This window comes from Marinomonas foliarum, from assembly GCF_003337275.1.
GTDB lineage: Bacteria > Pseudomonadota > Gammaproteobacteria > Pseudomonadales > Marinomonadaceae > Marinomonas > Marinomonas foliarum.
The window spans coordinates 15559-34024 of record NZ_QPJQ01000042.1; the positions used below are offsets into that span (position 1 = coordinate 15559).

The window sequence follows — 18466 nt, forward strand, 5'->3', positions numbered from 1 at the left end:
TGTATCCTTACTTATTGTCTTTAGGCGGGTGTGGGTCATTGCCGTAGCTATTACCAGCACGAATTTTTCCATCTCTACCGTGAACTTTTGTATCAGACTGCTGGTTTTTGGCAATCTGCTCAGCAACATCAATTGCTTGCTGCTGTGTACGAGTAACTTTGGTAGCCTTTGAATTTCCAGCGCCTTTCACAGCCCAACCATCAGGGTGTTTTACAACATGTTGATTTTTACCTTTTGACATTATGCTACCTCCTTTTCGTCAACTATCACTCTGCGCTTGCCTGTGAACAGTTGCTGCATAAGTGCCTTTTTCTCTTGTTTTAGATCAGCAAGCTGTTTTTCCAACAACTCAATTTCTTGGTCTGCATTTGTAAGTACGGCTGCGATTTTTTGTTGCTCAACTAGAGGAGGCATCTTCATCTGTATTTCATGTAAAACCTTTGCATTCAAATTTGGCGGATCTGTTCCTAACAAAGCACTATTAAGTTTTAAAGCTACTTCAATTGTGGATAGTAACTGATACATATACTCACAACTTACCTTGTCGGAAAACACTAATTTAGCGACTCTTTGGTTTAGTAACGATTCATCACTTCTTCTTTTTAATCGAGAAATCTTTAATTGGTTACCTAATGTAGGCCGTGTCATTGCAACTACAATGTCGCCAACTTTCAGGAAATATTTTTTATATTCACTTTGATAGTTTTCTGGCAGGTAACTCGAATCTTTCCATTTGATTTCACCTATACCAACATTAGCTATTTTCAGCCACTTACATCCCATTTCTAAAGCATCACTACTCTTGAAAGCGAAACCATTAAACAACTCAACAACATCTCCTATTGCTACATTAACCCACTCTCCCACAAACGGTTTACCTGAATCATCAAGTAGGCGCTTTTTGCCAGTGAGCAGTTGTTGCATGAGTGCTTTTTTCTGCTGTTTGCAGTTGTCGATTAGGCGCTCTGTGGTGCTAATCGCTTTATCCCAAGTGGATAGGATGGTGGCGATTTTTCGTTGTTCTGGGAGTGGAGGTAGTAGGACATGTAAGCTTTGCAAGTCATTGGTATCTAGTTTACCCGCGCCTATGCCCGTTCCTGTCACCATCCCCATTAACTTATTTTCTTTAGCCAAAAACCAGTAGAGTAAAAAATAAATATCAAGCTTAGTAGAAATTGGTGCTATACACTTTACATCTTGATTGAAAGCTAATCTTCGGGTTGTTATACCGACAGGAATTTTATTCCAAAGCATACTTCCCCGTACAAGCAGCAGTAAGGTTCCTTGTTCAGCCATTTTTGCTTTTTCACTAACAGCAAGCTCAGTTATAGCCAACTCAGAACTAGAAAAATAATGGCCTCGCATTGATGCTGCACTTATCCAAGGAATATCGCCTCCCCAATAGTCAGGGTTTGACTTTGAAGGCGTACCTCCTGAAGACCACTTTGTAACATCAGCTAATGCACACGGTGTCCATCTATTAGGCACCATAATCCAACTCCTTTAAGTAGCCTTCCATTTCTGTTCCTAGGGTTTGTAATTCATTTTTATGCGCAAATCGTTGCATTTTATTCATTATGGCTCTGCTCCATCAGGGTCGCTTCTACTTCTCGGCGTAGCTCTTCTTCGTTGGGTAGGTACAGTTGGTATTTTTGTACAAACAAATTCGTGTCCATGCCGTAAGTGGCGTACTCAACCAGCAATTCGTCTTTGTCTTTACTTAAAATAATACCAATGGGTGGGTTGTCGCTTTCGATGTTTTCTTCTGCAGCAAAATAGCCCATGTACATATTCATTTGGCCAATGTCGTGGTGCTTCACATCGTTTATTTTAAGATCAATTAAAACAAAGCAGCGCAAAATGCGATGGTAAAAAACGAGATCGACTTTGTAGTGGGTGTTGTTTAGCGTGATGCGATATTGTCGACCCACAAAGGTAAAGCCTTTACCTAGCTCTAGCAGAAATTGCTCTAGATGCTGGCATAGTGCCTCTTCTAGGTCTTTTTCACTGTAATGTTGTTTTTCTGGTAATCCCAAAAATTCAAATACATAGCTGTCGCGTTGCACATCTTCTGGTTTGTTAACAAGCGCTTGTTGCGTGGCAAGGGCTAATATCTGTTCTTTGTCTTTGGACGCAGCCAGTCGCAAAAACAAGCCGCTGTCTTTTTGGCGTTTTAACTCACGAATGCTCCAGTTGGCGTGGATGCATTGCTGGGTATAAAACGACCGCTCAGTTGGGTTGTCTATTTTCAATAGTTCAACATGATGGGACCAGCTCAAATTGTGCGACACTGTCGCATAATTTGAGTTTTGCATATAAAACTGACGAAAGCGTTGCAAGTTACTGATGCTGAAACCTTTGCCATGTTTTAGTTTTAGATCTGTGCTGAGTTGTTTTAACAGCTGCTTTCCGTAAGTTGCTTGTGCTTTACCTTGCTGTTCATATTCAACAATATGCTGACCTATTTGCCAGTAAGTGAATACTAGGCCAGCATTAATGGCACTGATGGTTTTTAGCTGTCCTTCACGAAATGCCGTTGAAATAGTATCAACCAATTCATGGTATTGATGAGTGACAGAGTTACTCATATCCGAGTTCCTTCAGGTAACCTTCCATTTCTACTTCAAGGTTTTGCAGTTCATTTTTAAGTTGTATCCGCTCGGTGCGCACTGCCGCCAAATCAATTTCGGCTTCTTCTTCAAAGGTATCAACGTAACGAGGGATGTTTAGGTTAAAGTCGTTTTCGGCGATTTCATCAAAACTTGCTAGATATGCGTATTTTTCAACCGTTTCACGGTCTTTATAGGTATCGATGATTTTTTGAATGTTGTCAGGCGTGAGTTGGTTTTGATTTTTGCCTGATTTAAATTCGCGGCTGGCATCAATAAACAGCACCTTGTCGTCGGTTTTGTGCTTTTTAAAGATCAAAATAGCCGCAGGGATGCCTGTACCAAAAAATAGCTTTTCTGGTAGGCCAATAACGGTATCAAGTAGGTTTTCTTCAATGAGTCGTTGGCGAATTTTGCCCTCGCTAGACGCTCTAAATAACACGCCATGGGGGACAACCACTGCCATTCTGCCGGTGCCTGGTTTTAATGTTTCGATCATGTGTAGGATAAAGGCATAATCGCCTTTTGTTTTTGGTGGTATACCACGATGGAAGCGGCCATAAGGGTCGCTGCTGGCATCGTCATGGCCCCATTTATCTAACGAAAATGGTGGGTTGGCGGTAACCACGTCAAAATGCAATAAATTGTTACTGTCTTTATCTAGTAGCAATGGATTACGAATGGTGTCACCCCATTCAATGCGGTGGTTGTCTTCGCCGTGTAGAAACATGTTCATTTTGGCGAGTGCCCATGTAGAGCCAATGGCTTCTTGCCCAAATAGGGCATATTTTTTTGAGCCAGAGTTTTTTCGTACCATAGCGCCACATTTAAGTAGCAGAGAGCCAGAACCACAGGCTGGATCGCATATTTGGTCACCTTCCACAGGCTCTAAAATAGTGGCTAATAAATCGGATACTTCTGGTGGTGTATAGAATTCCCCGGCGGTTTTTCCGCTGCCTGCGGCAAAGTGCTTAATAAGGTATTCATAAGCGTTACCAATGACATCTAAACTGCCAACGCGTTCTGTACTGAGGTTTAAGATGTCTTTACCGAAATCTTCTAAAAGATGGCGGAGTAAATCGTTCTTTTGCTTTTCTTGGCCCAGTTTATCGGTGTTGAAACTGATGTCCTGGAAGACATTTTGCAGTTTGGTCCCGTTGGCCTCTTCAATAGCATGTAAGGCTTGGTCGATGCGTTGCCCATTACCAGGTTGGCTTCGCTGCTCAAATAAATCCCAAAAACTGGCGCCTATTGGTAAAACGAAACGACGCTTTTCCATCATTGCGTTAATGAGGTCTGGGTTATCACCAAACTGAGACACCAGTTTTTTATAATCGTCTTGGTAGACATCGGATATGTATTTCAAGAAGAGCATGGTGAGAACGAAGTCTTTGTAAGTGTCAGCGCTGATGACACCACGAAAGGTGTCGCAAGCGTTCCATACTGCACTGTTGATGTCTTCTTGATTGATTTGTGTATTAGACATGGTGTAAATCCCTTAATAATCGTTTTGTTCGTCGGTTGTCATTGGCTTCTTTAACAATACTGATGCAATGGCTGCCATTTCTAGCTGCCGGTTTTCTATAAGCTTCTCATAGGTTTTTTTCTCGCGTATGACGTTGCGATGCAATTCTACTAGGCTATTTTGAGTGGCTACATCGGGTAGTGCGATTGACGTGTCTTGTAAAATTGTTTTTCGAATACTGACTTGTAGGCTGCCCTCAGCGGAGACCTTGAAATAGCGCTGAGCAGCTTCTTGATTCAGTTGCCAGCAAATGAACTCTGCCAGCACACTTTTTTGCTTTGAAGCTTTGACTCTTAACCGAAAAAAGTGGGGGGAGCAGACCGTGTTATCAGGCAGATCTTTGACTAACGAGGCTGTATTTTTTGTGCCTTTTGCTAAAAATATAATGTCGTTGAATTTAAGCCAACCAGGGTCTTTTTTCCCTGTCAGTTCTGAACATACCAAGCTGTCCGTAAATATCTCACCATCTGGGCCAATATTTCTGGCTTGTACGACAAAAGCCTCCCCTTCCTTGCTTGGCTCTATACGTCCTCTGAACGGATAGCCGGTGCTTATATCCACAAAATCACCAAGAGTTTGAGTCATTTTTATTTACCTTTATTAGATTCGCCACAGTGTGGATGAGAAAAGGGTTAACGTCAATAAAACATAACATTATTCCAATGACGTCAAAATAAAGTAGTTTATTTTATTTTATATTAATTTAATTTGCAGTATTGTAATGGAGTAAGTGGGCTATTCGGTAAAAACAAGAAGAAATAGCATTGTTATTTCATGGTTAGTCCAACGTTTAAGGTATGAAGAATTTGATGCGATTAGAAGCGTCATTAAGGAATAGATGCTTATCGTTTACTAGACGGTAAGCATCTATAAAACCAAGGCCAGCTTAAAAGTGCCGCTGGTAAGGTCAGAGGTGAGAGTCTGTACTTTACCAATATAGTAGCGCTTTTCAAGTGAGGTCTTGTTAACGGTGTTTGCTTTCATGCGGACGCATAACATTCTTTATTGAGGAAAAAGTATGGATATAAGGTTAATAGAAGTCTCGAAAGGGTTCGTGTATCTCCATTTCAAAGAAAATGGCTACGGTCTTTTTATTGATCAATTTGAGGCTTTTGGATCCTTGTTGTTGAGAACAGGTTCTAATGTTGGGTATGACGCAGAGACATCGTCTATTTGTTATGAGCGTGATGGCAAAGAACGGAAACTTCGTTTAGCTCAGCTGTCATTTGCGCAGGCTAGAACAGAAGAAAAACCACATGCCTGTCTGAAAAGCGTAATTTCAGACTGCAACATTTCTTTTGGCACAGAAATATCATCTGTTGATGTTGGTGAGCAACAGTTAAGTTTGCTCAAACTACGGTTGTGGGATATGAGTTGTGTGACTGAGTTTGAATTACATGCTTCTCGGTCTTTTAGTGACCTCGAAACCGCAAGTTATGTACCTTTTATTCTGCCGAAGCTCAGTGAGTCAAAGCAGACCAAAGTGAAAGCTGGTGATTTTGTTGACACCCATTCAGATAGTTGCATTACAGACCAATCATGTGATGTCGCTTTATCCGATATTGATAGCATTCACCCCAAGTTGATGGCTTTTTTGCGCAGCTTTCCTGCTTTTGTTCGAGAGTTACTTCCATTAGAACGGAATGAAGTGTTGGATTATTTGACACTATCTCCGATCGTATTAGTGCGAGAAGAAGGCAAGTTATACTGCGTTGCTGGAATTCAGTCATATGTGCAAGCTGTTAATACTCTAGACAAGAAGCAAAAAGTGCCAGTTCGCTGGTTCACAGGGAAAATGGGGCTGGCTCTGAAACGACTAAACACGATGGAAGTGTTGGGCCTTCCGATTATATACAGTACAAAAAAGAGCTTGCTTCAGCAAACCTTTGACACGCTCCAGCCTTCGTTTTCCCCTTTGTATAAGCAATCTTTCTTCGCATCTTGTAGTAGCAAGAAGTTTGCGGCGTTGTTTGGGTTAGATGCTAGAACAATACAGGAGATCAGTCGTTGAGTACCCATCGTTCATCAACTGTCGAGTTTGACGGCTCTTGTTTGCATCGCTTTCTTAAAGAGATGAAGAAACAGAAATTGACCGTTGCCAATTTGACGGCGAAACAATCTCGTCAATTTATACTTCATTTTTGTAATCTGTGTCATATCCCGCCCCATTTGCGTGCTATCGATCTTTGTGTTGAAAACATCAGTGACGCCATCGAAAGTGTCAGGGATGAATGCGATGACCTTTCACTGCTAGAAGATGTGTTTGGTGAGAGATTATTAGGGCTAAGTCTCTTTGCTGATTTTATGGAAAAGCACATAACCTTGTTGAAGCAAGTGGATGCTTTTATATGGCATGAAAGACCTGATGTTGTTGAAGATCGAAGACACCCTATGCAGGGCCAATGGGGGCGATACCCCATTTATTCGATGCTTATGAATACTCTTGAAGATAATGAATATATCAACAATTTTCATGGGTTACAGATCATTGTGCTTGCGGCTTATTCATCATTGAATCATTCGCCTAAGACCTTCTCGATGTACATCAAAGACCAAGAAAAACGCTCGAAAAAACATCAAAGCGCTGCATCAACAGCTGGCTTTTTTATTCGTAATTGGTCAGATAATAATGTTGATGATGACGAGATAGAATTTTTTTGTGATGACATTAATGTGTTGGAATGGTGTGAAGATATTATAGCGGCACGTGATGATTCGGCTACAGAGGAGCGCCCAATCTACCGTCAAACAATGAGTCCATTGATTTCGAGGTGGATAAGCTTTGAGTCTCAGCGTAGAGGTGTCAACGCGACAAGAAAGCGCGGCAAAGCTAAGCCTTATAACCGAAAGTCTTCCGGCTGGCATGGCGGCTATTGCCGATATCACTCGGGCACTATCAGCGAGTCTATTTTGATTGATGACAACTGCATTGTTGAGGCGACGGGCTTTGGGCATGGTTCAAATAGTATCCCTGTTAACAGTATCAAGATAAGAAAGACTTCAGCTTTGTTACCTGAGGAAGAGGCTAAATACGCCGATTTAGAAGATGATGAACAGGGCGATTATGATGAGATTATTAGTGTTGAAGACCCAACACCTAGCTGTAACAACATTCTCACGAATCGACAAATTACTAAAGTTGTACAATCTAATCAAAATTTGATTTGTCAATTTTCTAACGCTACCAACGTTGAAATCGCTCAGCTTGTTGAACTTTGTTTAGACGTAATGCGTCGGCCTGCGTTTTATAATGACTTGATTTCTCATGCAGCGCCAATTGCTTTATTGATGTTATATACCGGTTGCTCTTTAAGAGATGTTACTCACGGTACCAGGTGGTCTGCTGACCACCTTGCTTCTAAAGCAAAGATAACATCGGTGTTGGTGAGTGGCGAGCGGTTTTGGCTTCTCAAGGTTGCAAATGTTCGACGCGCAAAACGGATGACTCAAGATGTTTTAGAGCAATGCCGAGTTGTTGAATCACATATTAAAATTCCTGATGAGTTTGGTCTGGCTAATTTTCTACAAGAGCAGCATAAAGAGCAGCTAGAAAAAAAAGAAGTGGGGAGGATTTTTAAAAAGAAGCTACCTGAGTACCGACGTATTTTAAACGCTTTGCTGCGCTTATTACCTGATAGTAACCGACTGAATGAGCATAAAATTGCCAATTTTTTACCCGCTCATATAACTCATCAAACAGCTGATATTGCGGTTACGATCTTATCCACTGGTCAGTATCTTCCGCTCGGAAAGACGCTTTTGCATTACAGCGCGCCTTCGCCTAGTTACCTTGAATCGGTTAGGCATAAGGTTTGGGGAGATCTCTGTGATGATGTTTCTTTGCCTAGTTTTATCAAGTCAGAAGCCGCTAAATTACCTGTAGTAAATACACTGTCCGTTTCACCGTTATGCCCGACGCTGGGTAGCATTATTAATATGGTGAAGGAAAGTAAAAGTGCGATCAAATCCGCAAAAGATTCTGGTGAAATTTTGAATGTTCATAACATGATGACATATTACACCGCTCAGATGTTTGCGTATGGAACGGGAGTGCGTGCTATTTGCTCACCGCTTGCTTGCTTAACTGCTTTTGATTCAGCCACGAAAACGGTCGTTATCTCTGATAAAGATGGTGATGATTTTTATAACTCACGATTATGTATATTACCTAAACTCGTTTGTCAGCAGTTAGAGGCCTATCAAAAGCACGTCGAGCAACTCAAAAACACCACTTACTTTTTGGCTATTAATAACAATTCACTAATAGACATACAAGACTATTTCTATCTCGATAAAGATCTTCATTCTGCAGAAATTAAACCTAGCCTAAGCTTTGAGCTTCAAGCCTCTTTTTTGAATCTACCGATGAACACTAACCGTCGATTTATTCGCACCTATTTGATAGAAAAAGGAGTGAGAGGTGAGTTGATTAATGCGTTTATGGGGCACTGGGGAGCAGGCCAAGAACCTTGGGGTAAATTCTCAACGTGCTCGCCCATTGAGCTTCTTGAGATGGTGGCACCGAATATTAACGATATGCTTAACGAATTGAGTTTTACGATTGAACGAGGGCTTGCTGATGTTTGAAGCGCAAGAAATTGAGTCTAACGCCTCATGGAGAGCTGAAGTAACAGAAAAGAGATTGCCGATATTTAATAAGTTTGAAGCTGACATAGCTGACTCCGAAAAGCATTATTTTGAGTACTTTATGACTTGGCTTGCTGAAGATAAAACCACAGATTCAAAAGCTATTCTTATCGGATACAAAGATGATAAAAAACGTAAAAAATTTAATGTTAACAAGCTTTTTAATCGATTTATCAACACCTGCAAGCTAGAGGCTGAAGGTATTGTTCAGGTGTCGAAGGTGCTAAGGGTACTGGTCCTGTATTTGAAAAAAATAGGTGAGTTAGACAGTAGTGTTACTCTTCCAGCGTTAACACAAAAAATGCATCGAGAGGCTGGGCGACTAACGCCTTTGAGACTTAATCGATATGTCGTTTTATATAAAGATATTGTTAACGCTTTATCTGAATCTTTGAAGCAACCGAATTGCAAGGATGACGTTAAAAGAGGACAAATACTACTGTCATCGATTGTGTATGGTGGTCTTCTGTCAGTAGAAGGCTTATACGGTTTGTTGGTTAATTCGTCTAAACAACCTTATTTTGTAAACAGTCAAAAAATTTGGCCTTTAGATCTAAAAACGAGAGAGTATCTGCACTCTGAAAGTCGTTTCTGGTATCCAGATACACTGACTGAAACACTTCTGCTCAAGAGTCAGCTCTCAGAAATTGAAATAATAACAGGCCAAAAACAAGAGATGAAAAAGAAAATAACGTCTCTTATTCAAGGTGTTTTTTCTAGCCTGCCTAAAAGTTTCAAAAAAAATCTCGTAATTAAGAAAATGAACCTTAAGGCTCTTCTTAATGTTGTGTCTGTTCATTATGAGCAGGTCGTGCCCTCGTTTGTTGTTCGATATTGTCATCGAGAGTTTATTAGTCATTCATTAAAGCCGAGCGCTATTAATCGTTTGGCGGGCTATTTTGCTCTTGGTGATGGTGTCGAAAATAGTGATTCACCTGTTAAGCCTGCTTGGGCTCCTAGTGATCAATATTTATCGCTTGATGATTCGCACTCAATGTCGAACACATCTGAGCAAGAAGAAGAGAGTCAGGCTGTAAGTTGGACATGGGTTGAAAAGCACATCAAAAAGTCAGACAGCAAGGAAAGCTTGGAGCGTGATATTTCGGTTATTCTTAAGAACGATATGGAATTGGAGCCGGTGCAAAGGTTGGTGCTGATGTGGGGTGCGCACTTAGCAAGTGTTGGTAGTAATGACTTCACAAATCTACAAACAAAACGTATTGCCTATATGATGTGCTCGGTCGGTTCTCGACTGTCAGGTTTGGTGCAAAAAGATGATATGAGTTTGTACTCTTCTGAAGATTTAGAAGGGTTATATGAAGAGCTTCTTGGTACAGTTTCATCGGCTGGTTTAAAAAGAAAATTGGCCAGTATGCTGGATCGGTTCCAGAAATATTTGGAAAACTACCACTATGTTGACGCTATTGATTCACGAGAAGTGTTTGGAATTCAAAATTCACCGTTGCCAGTTGATGCGAATATTCTGCTTGTAGACGAATACTTAAATGTCCTGAAGACATTGGAAGGTATTGATGAGCTCGACTTATCACCAGAGGTGAATGTCGTTATCAGATTAATCTTTATTCTTGGATACCGCTGTGGGCTTAGGCAAAGCGAAGGTCTAAAGTTGAGAGTAGAAGACATCCAGGGCGATGAAAATTGCTACCTTATTGTTCGACCTCACCATTATCGTACACTTAAAACAAACAATGCTAAGCGCCATTTCGAGTTGAGAAACTTTCTAAGTCACGATGAATTGTTGTTATTCAGAGACTGGTTAAACAAGAGGCGTGGGCAGCTTGATAGTGGCGAAAGTAGCTCACCTTTTCTTTTTGCATGCGCATCAAAAAGTTATAACTGCATAAATGCCGATTTGGTATTTCCTGTTATACACAGAGTGATGAGGGCTGTATGTGGGGATGATTCCCTTAGATATCACAACCTTCGTCATTCATTTGCAACTCTGACATTATTAAAACTGATGAGTGAGGAGTCTTGTCAGCTATCCATCTATGAACAGCACCCAGAAACTCAGAGCTGGTTGGCTGATAATGCAGCTCTTAAGCATTACTTATACGCGAGCCAAGATCCAACCAGAAGACACCTTTATGCGTTATCGATACTGATGGGGCACGCGTCGCCAGAGACAACATTGGAACATTACATTCATTGTATGGATTACCTTGCTCGCGTTTCGATTGAAAAACGAATAATGCCAACGGCAGAGATGTTGTCGGATGCATCAGGGCAATCTTTAACTACTATCTATCGATGGTTGCGTGATGGTGCTGATGGGTATCGTTTGGGTCTACATAAGAAGTACAAAAGAATCTTGCCGCAGCCTAGTCAAGTGATGTTTTCTGCTGCGATTTCCAATTTCAGATTGGAGCTTATTGCCAATAATACGGTCAGAAAATTTGATGACTGTCGAAAAATATTGTTTAAATTGATTCAAAGCCCAGTGTTAATAATCGATGAATATAAGCAGTATGACGCGTTATCAGAGCAAACTGGAATCAATGCATCAGAGATCAAGAAGTGGGAAAGAAATCTCTTATCTCTGCTCAGTTTAGAAAGACATAAGATTGCTTCTGACGGTGTTGGAAACTGCTCAAGAAAAATCAATTTAGAGCGCTATCAAAACGAAACGCTACCGTTGCCAGCCAAGCCAAGAAACATCGACATTGATCAAAATGCTTATGTCGAGGTAGTAGACCGTCTTCAAATTATGGCCCAAAAAGACCCAGTCAAACTGCAAGCTCTATTAAACGGTTTTTCTAAACATACCCAAAAGCGTAACTACCTATTCAGGTTTACTGACATTGCTTCCGCCGAACCAGTCATCGATGCGTTAAGTACACTGACTAACGATAAGGTATCGTTGTCATTTACGTTGTTGCATGGGCAAAAGCAATCAGGCAATAACCTTAAAAAAGTTTGTCTACCGCATTGGAGAAAGTGTTTAAACCTCTCTAATCGACGTGTCATTCTGACAGGTTTAGCAAACAGCGATGCCAAAGTCGGCAAGTATGGTTGGTTAGGCGTTAACTTGATTAACACCGAAACAGGCAGGGCTATCGAAGGCTTAAGGTATGCTTTCGCGATGATGTATGTGTTGGAGGCAGCTATTGTCTAATAAATTTTGGTAAGTCTAGGTTGCTTTATGCCCGGTTATTAATTGTGCATTTTTGCAAGTATGCTATTGTCAATTTGTGACCAAAAAATAGCTGTTAAAGCACTTTAATGCACCTTTTATTTAATTTTTATTATTTTATAAGTTGCTGATTTAATTAGATTAAAGTGCATTAAATGTATCTAAAATATACATGTGCAGTTCTCTACGGAGGGCTACAAAGGCATGAGTCAAAGTCGAGGCACTCAGAGAGATTAGAGCAGCTTCGTCCGTGAAAGAATTCACTTTTTGTCATCTAGACCTGCCCATGTCGCATCAACTCATTTTTGTCGAAAAGCAGTAAACCAAAGGTCACCAGCAAACACACAAAGAAGTTTTCTTGACTGTAATGAACGGAATAGCGAGATATTGATTTAAAAAAGAAAAAGATGGGGCTTAGTATACAGCTGTGTGTCAATCGAAGCAGGGCGTAATGGCGAAAGGATCAAAGAAATAAAATAGTTTAAATAATTATTTGGTGTGTCGATATGTAGTGGGTTAATAAAGTAAAATTTGAAAATGTATTATCCAATTTACTTATATTGTTTAATCAGTAATGCCAAGGCGCTCACTTGCTCTTCTTAGTCGCTCATCCCCTCGGCGATCGTATTTTTGAGTGGTGTTGATGCTCGAATGACCCATAGCGTCTTTGACGGTGACGATATCTTCGCCGTTATCCAGCATTGCTGAGGCGAAGGTACGACGCAAATCGTGAGGGGCAAATTTTTCAATCCTCGACTCTATTCGACGCATTTCAAGGATATGATAAATAGCTTGATCAGATAGCCTTGAGGTTGTGACATCATCAAATCGCCTTATTCTTGAAAATAGGGCGCCGGAATACACCCCCCTAACCTCATGAATCCATCGCTCGAGTCTTTCCCAAGAGCCGTTTGGTACAAAGGCCAGTCTTTCTTTGTTGCCTTTTCCAAGCACTTTTAGCGCCTTATCTTTATAGATCATATCGTCAATATCAAGAGCCACCACTTCCGATCTACGCAGCCCGCAACCTAAAAGAACACCTAAAATCGCAGCGTCTCGCAACCCCATAGCGCTGTGGTCGCCGGCACAAGTATCAAAAAGGCGTCGGATTTCACGCCTTTCAAGCGCTCGACCTTTCGTGAGGCGAGAACCTCTTACTGAGCGGATTTGCTTGATATGCTGAAAGCTGTCTGTATCTATCTGCTTCATTGTCCAGGCTTCAAGAGCAACGCCTTTTAGTGCTGAAAGGTAAGTATTAATGGTTGCTGGGGCTTTTTCGGTGCTGGCGAGCATTTCGAGTACGGCCAGAACGTGATGGCGCCTTAATGAACTCCAAATGCAGTGCTTTAAGTCATCGAATCCAATCATCCTTGAAACAATGTTAAGAAATGATTGCATGGTCTGCCTACTGCGCTTTGAACCTAGGCTTAATAAATAGGCGATAGCAGGATTGTCTTGAACGTTACTTAAAGTGCTGGATGGCAATAGTAGCTCTTGGTTGATATCTTCTCTAATGAGCAATCTAGGATAAGCATCATTATGATCCATTTCTACCTCACTCATTGTTGAATCAAACCTATATCAAAATTGACCACATCGAACTCATATGAACAACTCGCACTTTTGTCTAAATCTCTTATGTTTTCAGGCTTCAAAAAAGCTATTACTACGCACATGAATGTTATTACAGAAACTTTACTTTTTCAAACGTACATTTTAATAAGTAGAAAATTTACGTTTTCAATGCCTGCTTGTGATGGTGCTTCTTAAATTGGTCGATCGAATATGAGTGCGGTTATTGCGGAGCTTATATGATAATAAAGATAATTAATTTATTATAAAATTTTAGCTTGTGTATTTCTTCTTTAGGCGTAAAAGTTGACCTATTTTGGAAACTGCCCTGGCAGAGTACTGTTATCCTTCAGCTCGAACCAGATAATCCAAAGTGTACCATCAAATAAAATGGCTCTATTGAGAGGGAAACTACGATTAAGACATCTAACCTTAGCCAGTGTTTCTAACTCGGCTAAAAAACAAAAAATGTCACCCATTTCATTACTTTTAGCCCTTAAACACGCTCATTCGGCCTTGTTTACGGGCTTTTAAACGGATTAACCCCTTGTAGCTCGTATCATCTGGTCAATTCTGAACACATTGGCTAAGGCAAACAGCATCGACAGTTTGTTATTATTTTTCTCTAAGCCACGATAGACGACTTTCCTAAAACCAAACTGACGCTTTATGATTCGAAAGGGGTGCTCTACTTTTGCTCGAATACTGGCTTTTATGTATTCCGTTCGGATAGGTTGCTTGTTTATTCTTGGATGTTTCTTGAGAAGGCGCACTTTGCTTGGCATTTCAGCAATCAACCAATCCGCTTTGATGTCTTTAAGCTCTTCTCGTTTTTGAGCGCCTCGATAACCTGAATCCGCCGAGATAAAACGTTCCTCACCATGAAGCAGATGTTCTGTTTCTGTGATGTCGTGTACGTTAGCTGCCGTTGTGCTTAGACTGTGACTCAGCCCAGTTCTAGCATCAACGCCGATATGAGCTTTTAACCCGAAGAACCATTGCTTACCTTTTTGAGTCTGGTGCATTTCTGGATCGCGTGCTTTCGCTTTATTTTTAGTCGAGCTAGCCGCTTCAATAATAGTGGCGTCGACAATCGTGCCTTCTTTTAGATAAATACCAGCGCTGGACAACCACTTGTTGACCTCTTTGAACAGCTGACGGGAGAGCTTATGCTTTTCCAGTAAGTGCCTAAAATTCATGATGGTCGTGTGATCCGGGATAGCACTGTCTAACGACAATCCAGCGAACAAACGCATGGACGTGATTTCATAAAGCGCATCCTCCATAGCAGGGTCGCTCATGTTGTACCAATGCTGCATGCAGTGAATACGAAACAGGGTGGATAACGGATACGGTCTTCTTCCTTTTCCTGCTTTGGGGTAAAAAGGCTCAATAACGGCTTCAAGCTGGTCCCAAGGCATCAATTCATCCATCCGAGAAAGGAAAATTTCTTTGCGTGTTTTACGACGCTTGTTGTTGAATTCGCTGTCGGCAAAAGTGAGTTGATGTGACATGGTCAGGCTCGAAGGTTAAAAATGAATTGTCTCATGCGCGGGACTTATTCGCATCTTCCAGAGACAATTAGGCCATAGCAGTTTAGGGTAAAATGTACGCTTTCGGCCAAAATTATATCTTTTGGCCGTGCTAGTAAAAGACCCTGTAAATTACAATCTGGATTCACAAATCGTAATGCTCCCAAGCATATCGCCACTCATCCCATTTCAAAAAAAGCTGATCCATTATTAACCAGGCAGAAAAAGAGGTAATCATGTGTTAAGATTCATGTATGAAAAAATTAGACGCACGTAAGCTCACACCTGAAATTCAACAACACAATCGAGACTTGGCTATCCGGCCGTTCCAGCAAGACAAAAAGAGAACAGAAATTGTAGGTATTCACTATAGCGTTGTTTGCCGCTGGATTAGGGCTTGGGTGAAAAAGGGTGAGGTGGCGATAAAACAGGGACAAAGAGGCCGAAGATCAGCAGAGGAAAGGCTGCCCACTGAAGCTCAAGAATCAGTCTTGAAAAAGTTAATTTGTGACAAAAATCCAGACCAAATGAAGCTGCCCTTTGCACTCTGGAATCGAAAAGCAATTCAGGCCGTGGTCAAACAGATGTGGAGTATTCACATTGCTATTCGCACGGTCGGTGACTATTTAAAACGTTGGGGGTATGCCCCTCAGAAGCAAGCAAAACGGGCTTACGAGCGCAAACCAAAAGCGGTTAAAAAATGGTTGGATAACACTTACCCTAAGATCAAAAGCCGAGCCTTTGAGAAGAGTGCTGAGATCTACTGGGGCGATGAAACAGGTATTCGAAATGACTGCCAGCACAGTCGAGGTTATGCACCAAAAGGAAAAACACCCGTTATAGAAATTAATGCCAAACGCTTCTCAACGAATATGATCTCAGCGGTTAATAATCAAGGAACGGTCCGTTTCATGATGTATGGAGAAAACATGACCGCGAAAGTGCTACTGTGTTTTATGAAGCGGCTGATAAAAGATGCAGGGCGAAAAGTATTTCTCATTTTGGATAATCTTCGGGTACACCATGCCAAGTTGGTAAAAGCATGGTTAGCGCGTCATGAGGATGAGATCGAGGTCTTCTATTTGCCATCATATTCACCAGACCTGAATCCAGATGAATACTTGAACGCTGACCTTAAGGCTGGGATACGAAGTTCGGCACCAGCTAGAAATCAAGAAAATTTAGCAGGTAAAGTGCTTAGTCACATGAGGATTCTGCAACAAAAACCAAAGAGAGTTGCAAAGTACTTTGAACATCCAGTAATCAGCTACGTATCATGAATATACTTTCCCGCTGGGTTAATAATTCTATTTCGCTAAAACTGTACTTATAAACAATTAGATATGAAATTTTAATAATGAAAAATACCCTTACAGCTAAAAGTCAAACTCCAGAAAATATTGGCGGTACAGTGGCAATCAAATATGAGCGTCTTGCTCATATCGTTCGTCAAGTAGTCCGAGATTTTCAAGTTTGTCTAGAGAGCCAGCTCCAACCACATGGTGTGAACCATGGATATTGGTCATACCTACGAGAACTATGGAGTGAAGAAGGACTATCCCAACGCGAACTTAGTGAACGAGTTGGTTTGTCTGAGCCGACAACTAATTCCGTCGTTAAAAGAATGGAAGCAGCTGGCTTACTTGAATTGCGTCCTATTGTTGAAGGGAAGCCTAGGCGTCTAGTTTACCTAACGCCGAAGGGCCGTAGCTTACAGTCTGTTCTCGTACCAAAGGCGGAGGTGATCAACCTCCTCGCCGTAGAAGGAATATCCGAAGAAAAGGTAGCTATTCTAAGGGAATGTCTTTTAACCGTTCACAACAATCTAGCTACATTACAATCCGGAGAAGCCGATATAGTCAACTAAATCGAGCCTTCCAAACCTGCTTAAATTCTTAGTATTCGAAACTCTTCCGTCAGTTCCGTAAGTATGATTGTTATCAAAATGCATTAGCAGAAAGAGTGAATGGTATCTTGAAGCAAGAGTTTTTGATTGCGTATTCCGGTGATTGCGATCGCCCATTTCGGTTTAATCCGGCCACCTGATCTTGCCTTTTTTCTCTCGTCTTATTTTTACTCTAAGTGGCCGGATTACGCCAGTTTTCTCATTGATTCACCTCCCAGTTCTATCCTATGACTATTGTGTACCAATCTATCCATTAAGGCGTCTGCCACTGTGGCGTTACCAATCATGTTGTACCACTCCTTCACGGGAAGTTGGCTGATGACGATGGTGCTGCTATTTTGATAACGATCTTCAAGCACTTCTAATAGGTGTCCTGCCTGCTCTTGGGTCAGTTTTTCCATACCCCAGTCATCGAGGATCAATAAGGTTTTCTTAGCCAGCGACTGGAGTTGTTTTTGATAGGAACCATCCAATCGACCTGCACTCAGGTCGTCGAGAAGGCGGGTTAACCGATAGTATCTAACAGCGTGTTGTTGATCGCAGGCGCTGGTCGCCAGTGCACAACCAAGATACGTTTTACCTGCCCCTGTTGGGCCAGTGATTAAGATGTTCTGGTGTTTGTACAGATAACGGCCCGTTAGTAACTCACTCATCTGCTTACGATGAAGGTTTCGTGTTTCTTTGTAGACAAGTTGACTGGGTTGAGCATCCAGCCTGAGTTTTGCTTGTCGCTTTAAACGCTGGATCTTGGTTTGGTTACGGTTCAAGATTTCACTTTCTAGCAGCAGACTTAATCGTTCTTCGAAGTCCAGCTCTGCATAGGTAGTCAGTTGCTCTTGTTGCTGTTCTAAGGCTTTCGCAGCCTGGCTTAAGCGAAGGCTTTTGAGTTGATCGTGGACTCTATTCATTTGGACTCTCCTAGTGGTAACTGTTCGGGCCTCGAACATTGCTATGGATAATATTGGGTGTGGTCGTATTGTCTTTACTCATCTGTCCTTCACGATGGCTCTTCAGCAAATTATTTATGAAGGTGTAGTTGGGTTTCGTTAACATCAGTGCGTCTTGACAGGCTTGTTCCAAACGCGACTCACCATGCGTTTTGCTCAGGCTTAACAACCCAAGGCAGGATCGGTAAGACTGCTCTGGATGAGGCTTGGCGAGGAGGATTTTATTAATGGTTTCTCGAGTCGCTGGGCCGATGCTCGCTCCCCAACTGAGCAAGCGTTCTGGTGACCACTTTTGATGGTGATGATGACCAGGCATGTGTTCTGGCTTTGTGCTATTGCCACGTTCTCTTTGGCTGCGTGGGTGTTGAGTGACCATGTTGCCTCGGTGATAGATCTGCACCAGACGATTGGACGCTTCTAACTCAACATGTTGACCCACGAGCTGATGAGGGACTGAGTAATAGTGCCGGCAATATTCAATGTGGTAGTCGGGGCCAACTTTGGCTCGTTTGGTTTCGGTGTACAGGTAACGCTGCCTAAGAAGGGGCTTTAATGCAGGTTTATCGAGTTTGTC

At 41.7% G+C, this 18466-nt stretch carries 14 protein-coding genes; 5 read left to right on the forward strand and 9 right to left on the reverse strand.

Annotation, left to right across the window (positions count from 1 at the left end):
* Window positions 1–7 precede the first annotated feature (7 nt).
* The 5 genes from DFP77_RS17305 to DFP77_RS17325 all read right to left on the reverse strand — a co-directional run bounded on the left by DFP77_RS17305 (window position 8) and on the right by DFP77_RS17325 (window position 4719).
* Entirely contained in the window at window positions 8–241 is a 234-nt protein-coding gene (locus DFP77_RS17305; RefSeq protein ID WP_114413467.1) for a DUF2188 domain-containing protein, read from the reverse strand.
* Entirely contained in the window at window positions 241–1491 is a 1251-nt protein-coding gene (locus DFP77_RS17310; protein ID WP_114413468.1) for a restriction endonuclease subunit S, read from the reverse strand. Before DFP77_RS17310 ends, DFP77_RS17305 begins: the two co-directional genes overlap by 1 nt.
* A 77-nt stretch (window positions 1492–1568) precedes the next feature.
* Window positions 1569–2588 carry a PDDEXK nuclease domain-containing protein gene (locus tag DFP77_RS17315; RefSeq protein ID WP_114413469.1) on the reverse strand — a complete coding sequence of 340 codons (1020 nt, stop codon included), beginning with the start codon at window positions 2586–2588 and terminating at the stop codon, window positions 1569–1571.
* Window positions 2581–4095, reverse strand: coding sequence for a type I restriction-modification system subunit M (locus DFP77_RS17320; protein ID WP_114413470.1), 1515 nt, complete (start codon window positions 4093–4095; stop codon window positions 2581–2583). The genes DFP77_RS17315 and DFP77_RS17320 overlap by 8 nt, the downstream gene beginning before the upstream one ends.
* 12 nt (window positions 4096–4107) lie before the next feature.
* On the reverse strand, window positions 4108–4719 hold the full coding sequence (locus tag DFP77_RS17325) for a restriction endonuclease subunit S (protein WP_114413471.1): 612 nt from the start codon (window positions 4717–4719) through the stop codon (window positions 4108–4110).
* A 433-nt stretch (window positions 4720–5152) separates the two neighbouring features.
* On the opposite strand from DFP77_RS17325, the gene DFP77_RS17330 reads away from it, so the two are divergent.
* From DFP77_RS17330 to DFP77_RS17340, 3 genes are read left to right on the forward strand one after another with little or no spacing between them, the layout of a single operon-like run.
* Complete coding sequence (locus tag DFP77_RS17330; protein WP_114413472.1) at window positions 5153–6145, forward strand: hypothetical protein; 993 nt, start codon at window positions 5153–5155, stop codon at window positions 6143–6145.
* On the forward strand, window positions 6142–8721 hold the full coding sequence (locus DFP77_RS17335; RefSeq protein WP_072842389.1) for a hypothetical protein: 2580 nt from the start codon (window positions 6142–6144) through the stop codon (window positions 8719–8721). The genes DFP77_RS17330 and DFP77_RS17335 overlap by 4 nt, the downstream gene beginning before the upstream one ends.
* Window positions 8714–11917: a tyrosine-type recombinase/integrase gene (locus DFP77_RS17340; protein ID WP_072842388.1), complete on the forward strand. Its 3204-nt coding sequence runs from the start codon at window positions 8714–8716 to the stop codon at window positions 11915–11917. The genes DFP77_RS17335 and DFP77_RS17340 overlap by 8 nt, the downstream gene beginning before the upstream one ends.
* 582 nt (window positions 11918–12499) lie before the next feature.
* Here DFP77_RS17340 and DFP77_RS17345 read toward each other — a convergent pair.
* Both DFP77_RS17345 and DFP77_RS17350 read right to left on the reverse strand, forming a co-directional pair.
* Complete coding sequence (locus tag DFP77_RS17345) at window positions 12500–13498, reverse strand: tyrosine-type recombinase/integrase (RefSeq protein WP_072842387.1); 999 nt, start codon at window positions 13496–13498, stop codon at window positions 12500–12502.
* A gap of 548 nt (window positions 13499–14046) precedes the next feature.
* Window positions 14047–15021, reverse strand: a complete 975-nt coding sequence (locus tag DFP77_RS17350; protein WP_072842386.1) for an IS5 family transposase — start codon at window positions 15019–15021, stop codon at window positions 14047–14049.
* Window positions 15022–15293: 272 nt separating this feature from the next.
* Here DFP77_RS17350 and DFP77_RS17355 point away from each other — a divergent pair, with 272 nt between their 5' ends.
* Together DFP77_RS17355 and DFP77_RS17360 are read left to right on the forward strand one after the other, a co-directional pair.
* A complete protein-coding gene (locus tag DFP77_RS17355) occupies window positions 15294–16319 on the forward strand; it encodes an IS630 family transposase (protein WP_072842385.1) in 1026 nt (341 codons plus the stop codon).
* Between the two features lie 77 nt (window positions 16320–16396).
* Window positions 16397–16906 carry a MarR family winged helix-turn-helix transcriptional regulator gene (locus tag DFP77_RS17360; protein ID WP_072842384.1) on the forward strand — a complete coding sequence of 170 codons (510 nt, stop codon included), beginning with the start codon at window positions 16397–16399 and terminating at the stop codon, window positions 16904–16906.
* Between the two features lie 224 nt (window positions 16907–17130).
* Here the strand turns inward: DFP77_RS17360 and istB are convergent, their stop codons facing one another.
* Window positions 17131–17853 (reverse strand): IS21-like element helper ATPase IstB, encoded by a 723-nt coding sequence (istB, locus tag DFP77_RS17365; RefSeq protein ID WP_072842383.1) that lies wholly within the window; start codon window positions 17851–17853, stop codon window positions 17131–17133.
* Between the two features lie 10 nt (window positions 17854–17863).
* Window positions 17864–18466: Mu transposase domain-containing protein (locus DFP77_RS17370; protein WP_425435132.1), on the reverse strand; the 603-nt coding region annotated here is incomplete at its 5' end.

Coding starts and splice junctions, on each gene's coding strand:
- DFP77_RS17305 (WP_114413467.1), bottom strand. CDS start 241: ATGTCAAAAGGTAAAAATCAACATGTTGTAAAACACCCTGATGGTTGG.
- DFP77_RS17310 (WP_114413468.1), bottom strand. CDS start 1,491: ATGGTGCCTAATAGATGGACACCGTGTGCATTAGCTGATGTTACAAAG.
- DFP77_RS17315 (WP_114413469.1), bottom strand. CDS start 2,588: ATGAGTAACTCTGTCACTCATCAATACCATGAATTGGTTGATACTATT.
- DFP77_RS17320 (WP_114413470.1), bottom strand. CDS start 4,095: ATGTCTAATACACAAATCAATCAAGAAGACATCAACAGTGCAGTATGG.
- DFP77_RS17325 (WP_114413471.1), bottom strand. CDS start 4,719: ATGACTCAAACTCTTGGTGATTTTGTGGATATAAGCACCGGCTATCCG.
- DFP77_RS17330 (WP_114413472.1), top strand. CDS start 5,153: ATGGATATAAGGTTAATAGAAGTCTCGAAAGGGTTCGTGTATCTCCAT.
- DFP77_RS17340 (WP_072842388.1), top strand. CDS start 8,714: ATGTTTGAAGCGCAAGAAATTGAGTCTAACGCCTCATGGAGAGCTGAA.
- DFP77_RS17345 (WP_072842387.1), bottom strand. CDS start 13,498: ATGAGTGAGGTAGAAATGGATCATAATGATGCTTATCCTAGATTGCTC.
- DFP77_RS17350 (WP_072842386.1), bottom strand. CDS start 15,021: ATGTCACATCAACTCACTTTTGCCGACAGCGAATTCAACAACAAGCGT.
- DFP77_RS17355 (WP_072842385.1), top strand. CDS start 15,294: ATGAAAAAATTAGACGCACGTAAGCTCACACCTGAAATTCAACAACAC.
- DFP77_RS17360 (WP_072842384.1), top strand. CDS start 16,397: ATGAAAAATACCCTTACAGCTAAAAGTCAAACTCCAGAAAATATTGGC.
- istB (WP_072842383.1), bottom strand. CDS start 17,853: ATGAATAGAGTCCACGATCAACTCAAAAGCCTTCGCTTAAGCCAGGCT.